Below are 8,533 nucleotides of genomic sequence, written 5' to 3'. Positions count from 1 at the left end.
CCGTCCGCCCCGCACCCGTCCGCCCCGCGCGCGTCCTCCGCGCCCGCCCCCCGGCGCCGGTTCAGCCCTCGCCCCCGGGGCCTCCCGCCGTCCGCGTCGCCCCGGGCCGTGCCCGCTTGCGGAACCTTCCGTGGCGGGCGGCCGGGGGCTCCGGTGCCGTCGTGAGCCGGGCCGCTTCCGCCTCCTCGGCCCGCTCGCTCTCCGCCACCTCGGCGCGCCCCTCCACCGCCGTCCACGCCGCGCAGTACAGCAGGAGCTTCGCGGTGAAGTTGATCCACAGGAGCAGGGCGATCGGGACGCCGAAGACGCCGTACATGCTCTTCGACGCGACGCCCGAGATGTAGCCGCCGATCAGGAGTTTCAGCAGTTCGAAGCCGATCGCGCCGATGAGGGCGGCGAGGACGAGGCGGCGGCGCGGGGGGTGGACGCGGGGCAGCAGGCTCAGCACGTAGAGCAGCACCAGGAAGTCGGCGCCGACGGCGACGGCGAAGGACAGGACGCGCAGCAGCACGCCGCCCGCGCCGCCCTCGGTGATGCCGAGCTGGCGGGTCGTCCAGCCGATCGCCGTGGAGGAGACGGCCGAGGCGACGACGGTGACCAGGCCCGCCACGCCGAGGCCGATGAGGACACCCGTGTCGCGCGCCTTCGCGAGCAGGAAGTTCCCCGGGTCCTCGGGCAGCCGCCACACCGCGCGCAGCGACTCCCGCATCGAGCCGACCCAGTTGACGCCCGTGAAGAGCAGCGCCGCACCCGCCACGACCCCGACCGTGCCCGCGTTGTCCACGAGTCCTTGCAGGTCGAGCTGGTCGGCGATGCCGGGGATCTGCTCCTTGACCCGCGATTCGAGGTCGTGGACGCGGTCCTGCCCGAAGGCGCCGGCGACGACGGCGACGGCGACCGTGAGGAGCGGGAAGAGGGCGAGGAAGCTCGTGAAGGTCATCGCGGCGGCGAGCCGCGCCCACTTCACGTCGTCCAGCCGCTCGTAGCAGCGCCAGGCGCGGGTGCGCATGAGCCGCGCGCACCACGGCCCGATCACCGGGAGTCTCGTGAGCCAGTCCATGGGTTCCTCCGCCCCTCCCGGGCGCCGTGCCCTACCGCGCCGTACCGTCTCGCCACCATGTGCCCCGGTACGGGCTCGCGCAGTCCGGCGGGGCGGGAGTGAATCCGTACCGTAGCCCGATACGGTGAGCTTTCGGTCGATTTGGGGGTATTCGGGAGTGAGGGGGCGATACGGTCACCGCGCGCCCACCCCTGAGCCCCGAGGAGTACGCCATGCAGGACCCGATCGGCCCGCCCCGTTCTCTGCTGCTGCTCGGCGGCACCTCGGAGCTGGGTCTCGCCACCGCGCGCCGCATGATCGGCCGCCGCACCCGCACCGTCTGGCTCGCGGGCCGCCCGGGCCCCGCGCTCGACGCCGCCGCCGCCGAACTGCGCGCCCTCGGCGCGACGACGCACACGGTCGCCTTCGACGCGCTCGACCCCGCCTCGCACACCGAGGTGCTCGGCAAGGTCTTCGCCGAGGGCCCGGTCGACCTCGTCCTCCTCGCCTTCGGCCTCACCGGCGACCAGCTCAACGACGAGGCCGACCCGGCCGCCGCCGCGCGCGTCGCCGCGACGAACTACACGGGCGCCGTCTCCGCGGGGCTCGTGTGCGGGATGGGACTCCAGGCGCAGGGGCACGGCGCGCTCGTCGTGCTCTCCTCCGTCGCGGGCGAGCGGGTGCGGCGCGGCGACTTCATCTTCGGCTCATCCAAGGCCGGGCTCGACGCCTTCGCGCAGGGGCTCGGCGACGCGCTGTACGGGACGGGGGTGCGCGTCCTCGTCGTACGCCCCGGGGTGGTGCGCAGCCGCCGCCCGGAGCAGGTCGTCCCGGAGGAGCACGCGGAGGGCGTGCTCGGGCTCGAAGGGCCGTTCGCGACGACGCCGGAGGCGGTCGCCGAGGCGGTGGAGCGCGGACTGCGGCGCGGCAGCGAGACGGTGTGGGTCCCGGCGACCCTGCGCCCGGTCATGGCGGGACTGCGGCACATCCCGCGCCCGCTCTTCCGGCGGCTGCCGGTCTGAGCGCGAGGCCACCGCCCGGCGGGTCCCCCGGCCGGGCGGGGGCGGCCCCTCAGCCGATCGGGTGCGGGGCCTCGTCCGGGCTCAGCGGCTGGCTGGGGACGGCGCCGGCGCCGAAGGAGAAGGTGCGCAGGCGGCGCCACACGCCGTCGCGGCCCTGCTCGTAGAGGCTGAACCCGGTGCAGTCCCAGGCCGCCGCGTAGTCGGCCAGCTCGGTCTGCGCGCGGTCCATCGCCTCCTCCGCGATGCCGTGCGCGACCGTCACGTGCGGGTGGTACGGGAACTGGAGCTCGCGGGCCACGGGCCCGGAGGCGTCGCGCACCTGCTTCTGGAGCCAGGCGCAGGCGTCCGTGCCCTCCACGACCCGTACGTACACGACGGGCGAGACGGGGCGGAAGGTCCCGGTGCCTTCGAGGCGCAGCGGGAAGGACCTGCCGTTCGCCGCGACCTCCGCGAGGTGCCGCTCGACGGCGGGCAGCGCCCCGGCGGGCGCCTCGGTGGGCGGCAGCAGCGTGATGTGGGTGGGGATACCGTGCGCGGCCGGGTCCCCGAAGTCCGCGCGCAGTCGCTGGAGGCGACTGCCGTGAGGCTCCGGGACCGCGATCGAAACGCCGAGCGTGACCGAGCCCACGTCCACTCCCATCTCCTCGTGTCAGTCTCCCCGGGCGGTCCCGCCGCGCGCGGTGTGTCCCCTGTGCGCGGTCTGTACGGGCCCGGTCCGGTACGGCAAGTGTCGCGCCCGGACCCGGCACGGCCAAGGCCCCCGGTGTGTGCCTGGTGTCACGCGCCGCCCGTGCGCCGCCCGTGCGCCGCACGCGCTCCGCGTGCGAGCCCCCGGGCCGCGCTACCACGCCGTCCGCGTGGGCGTCCCCCGGCGCACCCCGGCCCCCGGCCCCCGCCGCAGACGGGGACCGGGGGCCGAAATGCCGCCCGGCGCCCGAAAAGCGGACGAAAGCGCAGTTCAGCGCAGCGGACGCAGGAAGCCGACCTTGTCGTAGGCGGCGGCGAGTGTCGGCGCGGCGATCTCGCGGGCCTTCTCGGCGCCCGAGGCGAGGATCTTGTCGAGCGTGGCCGGGTCGTCCAGGTAGGCGAGCGTCCGGTCGCGGAAGGGCGTGACGAAGTCCACGACGACATCGGCGAGGTCGGTCTTGAGCGCTCCGTAGCCCTTGCCCGCGTACTTCTCCTCCAGCTCCGGCACCGTGACGCCGGTGAGGTTGGAGTAGATGCCGAGGAGATTACTCACGCCGGGCTTGTGCGCGCGGTCGAAGCGGATCTCCGTCTCCGTGTCGGTCACGGCGCTCCTGATCTTCTTCGCCGTCGCCTTGGGCTCGTCCATGAGGTTGACGAGGCCCTTCGGCGAGGCCGCCGACTTGCTCATCTTCGCCGTCGGTTCCTGGAGGTCGTAGATCTTCGCCGTCTCCTTGACGATGTACGCCTCGGGGACGACGAAGGTCTCGCCGTAGCGCGCGTTGAAGCGCTCGGCGAGGTCGCGGGTCAGCTCCACGTGCTGGCGCTGGTCCTCGCCGACCGGGACCTGGTGGGCCTGGTAGAGGAGGATGTCGGCGACCTGGAGGACGGGGTACGTGAAGAGGCCGACGGTCGTGCCCTCGGCGCCCTGCTTCGCGGACTTGTCCTTGAACTGGGTCATGCGCGACGCCTCGCCGAAGCCGGTGAGGCAGTTCATGACCCAGGCCAGCTCGGCGTGCTCGCGCATGTGGCTCTGCACGAACAGGGCGCTGCGCTCGGGGTCGATCCCGGCGGCGAGGAGCTGGGCGGCGGAGAGGCGGGTGTTGGCGCGGAGCGTGGCGGGGTCCTGCGGCACCGTGATGGCATGCAGGTCGACGACCATGTAGAAGGCGTCGTGGGTCTCCTGGAGGGCCACCCACTGGCGGACCGCGCCGAGGTAGTTGCCGAGGTGGAACGAGCCCGCGCTGGGCTGGATTCCGGAGAGCACACGAGTACGTTCTGAGGCCATGGGCCCATTGTCTCAGGTACGGCCCCGGAAACGGCAGCAGGTTTCGGGGAGCGGGCGCGGGTCGCGCCGGGGCCGCCGGTAGGGTCCCGGCCCATGAACGACGAGAACGCCCCCGTGACCGAAGACAGCCTCCCGGGGACCGGCGCCGCCGACCCCGTGACCGGCGCCGCCGACCCCGTGACCGGCGACAGCGCCCCGGGGACCGGCGGCAGCGACCCCGTGAGCGACGGCAGCGTCTACGTGGGCAAGGCGGGCAAGGACGCGGCCCTGGACCGGGGCTGGCTCCTGGGCCACTTCAAGCCGGAGGGCGATCCCCGGCACAGCGAGGCCGTGGAGATCAAGTGGGGCGTGCACCCGCCGGGCGACACGCGCGCGGTGTGGGTGCGGGGCGAGGTCCGAGAAGCGCTGCTCGTCCTCATCAGCGGCCGGTTCAGGGTCGAACTGCCGGGGCGCAGCGTGCTGCTGGAGGAACAGGGCGACTACGTGGTGTGGGGCAGGGGCGTGGACCACTCGTGGATCGCCGAGGAGGAGTCGGTGGTCCTGACGGTGCGGTGGCCCTCGGTGCCGGGGTACCGGGTCGACCGGGTGGGGTGAATTCCGGCGAAGTTGCGGCGCTCCGCCCGTCCGCGGCGGTACAGAGGGGCGTACCCCGTATCCCCGGACGGACGGAGCCGCACCCATGGCCACCCAGACCGAGCAGCAGATCGCCACCGCCGAGGAGCACGGCGCCCACAACTACCACCCGCTCCCCGTCGTCGTCTCCTCCGCCGAGGGCGCCTGGATGACCGACATCGAGGGCGTCCGCTACCTCGACCTGCTCGCCGGTTATTCGGCGCTCAACTTCGGTCACGGCAACAGCCGCCTGATCGCCGCCGCCAAGGCCCAGCTCGACCGGGTCACGCTCACCTCCCGCGCCTTCCACCACGACCGCTTCGGCGAGTTCTGCGCCCGGCTCGCGGCGCTGTGCGGCAAGGAGGCCGTGCTGCCGATGAACACGGGCGCGGAGGCCGTCGAGACGGCAGTCAAGACGGCGCGGAAGTGGGGGTACGAGGTCAAGGGCGTGCCCGAGGGGACGGCGAAGATCGTCGTGGCGCGGAACAACTTCCACGGCAGGACGACGACCGTCGTCAGCTTCTCCAGCGACCACGAGGCCCGCCACCACTTCGGCCCCTACACGCCGGGCTTCGACGTCGTCCCGTACGGCGACCTCACCGCGCTGCGCGAGGCGATCACGGACAACACCGTCGCCGTCCTCATCGAGCCGATCCAGGGCGAGGCGGGCGTCCTGGTGCCCCCGGCGGGCTACCTCCCGGCGGTGCGGGAGCTGACCCGGGAGCGGGGGGTGCTGTTCCTGGCGGACGAGATCCAGTCGGGCCTGGGCCGCACGGGCCGTACCTTCGCGTGCGCGCACGAGGAGGTCGTCCCCGACATGTACATCCTCGGCAAGGCGCTCGGCGGCGGGGTCGTGCCGGTCTCGGCCGTCGTCGCGGACTGGGACGTGCTCGGCGTGTTCCGGCCCGGTGAGCACGGCTCGACGTTCGGCGGGAACCCGCTGGCGTGCGCCGTCGCGATCGAGGTGATCGCGCTCCTGGAGAGCGGCGAGTTCCAGGCGCGCGCGACGCGGCTCGGGGAACGGATGCACGCGCGGCTCGCGGAACTCGTCGCGGACGGCGGCGCGGTGCGGGCCGTCCGGGGGCGCGGGCTGTGGGCGGGCGTGGACGTGGACCCGGCCTTCGGGACGGGCCGGGAGCTGTCCGAGAAGCTCATGGAGCGCCGGGTCCTGGTGAAGGACACGCACGGCTCCACGATCCGGCTCGCCCCGCCGCTCGTGATCAGCGAGGAGGACCTGGACTGGGGCCTCGACCAGCTCGCGGCGGTGGTCGGCTGAGGGCCGGCCGGGGGCGGGGCCCCCGATCCCTCGCCCCCGGACCGATGAGTCCGGGCCGCTCCGCCGGTCCACTCTCCCGTACCCGATACGGAGGACGACCATGACGACACCCCCTTCCCGGCCGCCGCTCGTGGACAGGGAGACCTGGCAGAAGGCGCACGAGGCGTTGCTCGCGCGCGAGAAGGCGCACACGCGCGAGAGCGACGCGCTCGCCGCCGCGCGCCGCCGGCTGCCGATGACCGAGACCGACGCGCAGGCCGAAGTGGTCGGCGCCCAGGGCCCCGTACCGTTCCTGGACCTCTTCGAGGGACGCGCCGAGCTCGTCACCTACCAGCACATGTGGTACGACGGCGCGCCGTCGCAGGGCCAGTGCGAGGGGTGCACCAACGCGGCCTGGCACCTCCAGGCGGCGACCCCCTACCTGGAGGCGCGCGGCGTCTCGTTCGCCTTCCTCGCCTCCGGCCCCTGGGACGAACTCGCCCCGTACGCGGACTTCATGGGGTACCGGCAGCCCTGGTACTCGCTGCGCGACACGGGGGTGCCGCTCGGCGGCGGGATGGGGAACCTGTCGGTGTTCCTGCGCGACAGGGACCGCGTGTTCCTCACGTACACGACGACGGGGCGCGGCAACGAGGCGTTCAGCGGCTCGTTCGCGCTGCTCGACCGGACCCCGTACGGGCGCGGCGAGGCGTGGGAGGAGAACCCCGCGGGCCGGCCGGAGGGCCGGGAACCGTGCTGGTACTGGCGCACGGACGTGACGGGCGAGGCGACGTGGAGGCCGCACGGCCGCCCCGTGCCGCAGTGGACGCGGCCCGGGGCGGAACCGGTGACGACGCTGGGGCGGCAGGGGCACTGCCACTGACGCCTACAGGATCACGTGCGGCAGGAAGCGCGCGTACTCGTCGGTGACGAGGCCCGAGGACTCGCGGATGCCGAGCCCCGCGGCCTCGTCCTCGACGACCCAGGCGCCGAGGACGACCTTGTTCCCCGCGAAGTCGGGGAGCGGGGCGAGGGCCTGGTAGCAGAGCGGGTCCTCGCCCCCGGTGCGGGTGCGGGGCGGGGCGCCCGGCTCGTGGAGCGTGACCCCGGCGCCCTCCCTGCCGAAGAGCGGCTTCGCCGCGTAGCCGCTCGTCGTGGCGAGGTCGCGCGGTCCGTCGAGGTGGGCGGGGAGCAGGTTCGGGTGGCCGGGGAAGAGTTCCCAGAGGATCGCGAGGAGCGCCTTGTTGGACAGGAGCATCTTCCAGGCGGGCTCGATCCACATCGTGGAGCCCGTGCCGCCGCCGTTGTCCAGCGTCTCGCGGACGAAGGGCGCGAAGCGGTCCTGGGCGAGCCATTCCCAGGGGTAGAGCTTGAAGCAGCTGCGCACGAAGCGGAGCCCGAGGTCCACGAAGCGGCGGGACAGCGGGTCCCAGCCGATGTCCTCGACGGCGATCGCCTCGGTGGCGAGCCCGGCCTGAGCGGCGGTCTCGCGCAGGTAGGCGACCGTCATGAGGTCCTCGCCGAGGACGTCCGAGACGGAGTGCGCGAAGTGCACGGGCCCGGGCGGGAGGAGCCGCGCCTGCCGTCGCCAGGCGTCCACGAGGCGTTCGTGGAGCGAGTTCCACTGGTCGGCGCCGGGGAAGCGCTCCTCCATCCAGAACCACTGCGCGCTCGCCGCCTCGACGAGCGAGGTCGGCGTGTCCGCGTTGTACTCCAGGAGCTTCGCCGGACCCGCGCCGTCGTAGCGGAGGTCGAACCGCCCGTAGAGGGTGGGGAGTTCGGCGCGGCGGTGCCAGGACTCGGCGATCAGCCCGATCTGGTCCGGGTCGGTGAGGCCGAGGTCGGCGAAGCGGTCGTGGGCGACGATGTGCGCGGCGGCTTCGAGGCACATCCCGTGCAGTTCCCCGACCGTCTCCTCCAGCGCCTCGACCTCGGGCAGCGTGAAGACGTAGTAGGCGCTCTCGTCCCAGTAGGGGCGGAACTCGCCGTCGGGGTAGCGGGTCAGCGGGTAGATGAGGCCCTGTTCCTCGACGGTCTCCTGCCAGCCGGGGCGGGGCTCGATGGTGCGGCGTTCCATGGCCGGTGCGCGTCCGTCCCGCTCAGCCGCCGTACCCGCCGCCGTTGTGGTCGTCGTCGTCGCAGCCGAGGCCGCCGCGCTGGATCGCGCTGTCCTGCGAGAAGGTGCCGTAGTCGGCGCGACCGCTCCCGGCCTCGGAGCCGTAGTACCAGGCGGGCCGCGCGGCGGGCTTCGCCCCGCTCCTCGCCGTGGTGGCCGGACGGCCGCTCGTCGTGCGGCAGTTCTTGTCGGCCAGGACCTTGTAGCCGTCGAGGGTGTAGCTGTCGCGGTCCACGCAGCGCCGGTCGGGCTCGGAGCCGCAGGCGGAGAGCGCGACGGCGAGCAGCCCCATCCCGCCGAGCACGACGGTGCTGGAGCGCAGGCGGCGCGGGCGCAGGGCCTCGGCGGGCGTGGCCGCCGGGTCGGTCGTGGTCATGGTGGTCCCCCGTGTGTGCGACGCGTCCGTGCGGTGCCCGCACGCGTGTACCCCGAAATCACCGCACAGCCTAGGAGCGGGAGCGCCCGCGCGCCACCGGCCGGGAGGACGGAGCGTGTAACGCGGGGGCGAGGCACGCCC

9 protein-coding genes are annotated in these 8,533 nt (G+C 73.8%); 4 read left to right on the top strand and 5 right to left on the bottom strand.

The genetic code is table 11. The features are described 5' to 3' along the window. Window positions 1-61: 61 nt before the first annotated feature. Window positions 62-1,060, bottom strand: coding sequence for a YihY/virulence factor BrkB family protein (locus SSBG_RS18595; protein WP_008747615.1), 999 nt, complete (start codon window positions 1,058-1,060; stop codon window positions 62-64). 212 nt (window positions 1,061-1,272) lie between these two features. Here SSBG_RS18595 and SSBG_RS18590 point away from each other — a divergent pair, with 212 nt between their 5' ends. After that, window positions 1,273-2,061 carry a decaprenylphospho-beta-D-erythro-pentofuranosid-2-ulose 2-reductase gene (locus tag SSBG_RS18590; RefSeq protein ID WP_008747614.1) on the top strand — a complete coding sequence of 263 codons (789 nt, stop codon included), beginning with the start codon at window positions 1,273-1,275 and terminating at the stop codon, window positions 2,059-2,061. Window positions 2,062-2,110: 49 nt separating this feature from the next. Here SSBG_RS18590 and SSBG_RS18585 read toward each other — a convergent pair whose 3' ends face one another. Together SSBG_RS18585 and trpS are read right to left on the bottom strand one after the other, a co-directional pair. Next, window positions 2,111-2,695 carry a 2'-5' RNA ligase family protein gene (locus tag SSBG_RS18585; protein WP_008747613.1) on the bottom strand — a complete coding sequence of 195 codons (585 nt, stop codon included), beginning with the start codon at window positions 2,693-2,695 and terminating at the stop codon, window positions 2,111-2,113. A gap of 324 nt (window positions 2,696-3,019) precedes the next feature. Next, window positions 3,020-4,033, bottom strand: a complete 1,014-nt coding sequence (trpS, locus tag SSBG_RS18580; protein WP_008747612.1) for a tryptophan--tRNA ligase — start codon at window positions 4,031-4,033, stop codon at window positions 3,020-3,022. A gap of 177 nt (window positions 4,034-4,210) precedes the next feature. Between trpS and SSBG_RS18575 the strand changes: the two genes are divergently transcribed. The 3 genes from SSBG_RS18575 to SSBG_RS18565 all read left to right on the top strand — a co-directional run bounded on the left by SSBG_RS18575 (window position 4,211) and on the right by SSBG_RS18565 (window position 6,783). Further along, window positions 4,211-4,627: a hypothetical protein gene (locus SSBG_RS18575; protein WP_008747611.1), complete on the top strand. Its 417-nt coding sequence runs from the start codon at window positions 4,211-4,213 to the stop codon at window positions 4,625-4,627. Between the two features lie 85 nt (window positions 4,628-4,712). Beyond that, a complete protein-coding gene (gene rocD / locus SSBG_RS18570) occupies window positions 4,713-5,921 on the top strand; it encodes an ornithine--oxo-acid transaminase (RefSeq protein WP_008747610.1) in 1,209 nt (402 codons plus the stop codon). Between the two features lie 100 nt (window positions 5,922-6,021). Continuing rightward, window positions 6,022-6,783 (top strand): DUF899 family protein, encoded by a 762-nt coding sequence (locus SSBG_RS18565; RefSeq protein WP_008747609.1) that lies wholly within the window; start codon window positions 6,022-6,024, stop codon window positions 6,781-6,783. 3 nt (window positions 6,784-6,786) lie between these two features. Here SSBG_RS18565 and SSBG_RS18560 read toward each other — a convergent pair whose 3' ends face one another. Both SSBG_RS18560 and SSBG_RS18555 read right to left on the bottom strand, forming a co-directional pair. Continuing rightward, window positions 6,787-7,977: a glutathionylspermidine synthase family protein gene (locus tag SSBG_RS18560; RefSeq protein ID WP_008747608.1), complete on the bottom strand. Its 1,191-nt coding sequence runs from the start codon at window positions 7,975-7,977 to the stop codon at window positions 6,787-6,789. 22 nt (window positions 7,978-7,999) lie between these two features. After that, the gene (locus SSBG_RS18555) at window positions 8,000-8,392 is read right to left on the bottom strand and encodes a hypothetical protein (protein WP_008747607.1); all 393 of its coding nucleotides are present in this window, start codon (window positions 8,390-8,392) and stop codon (window positions 8,000-8,002) included. Window positions 8,393-8,533: the final 141 nt, after the last annotated feature.

The sequence above is a fragment of the Streptomyces sp. SPB074 genome (assembly GCF_000154905.1).
Lineage (GTDB): Bacteria > Actinomycetota > Actinomycetes > Streptomycetales > Streptomycetaceae > Streptomyces.
The sequence above is the reverse complement of the archived record's forward strand: the minus strand, read 5'-3'. Positions and strand labels throughout refer to the sequence as shown.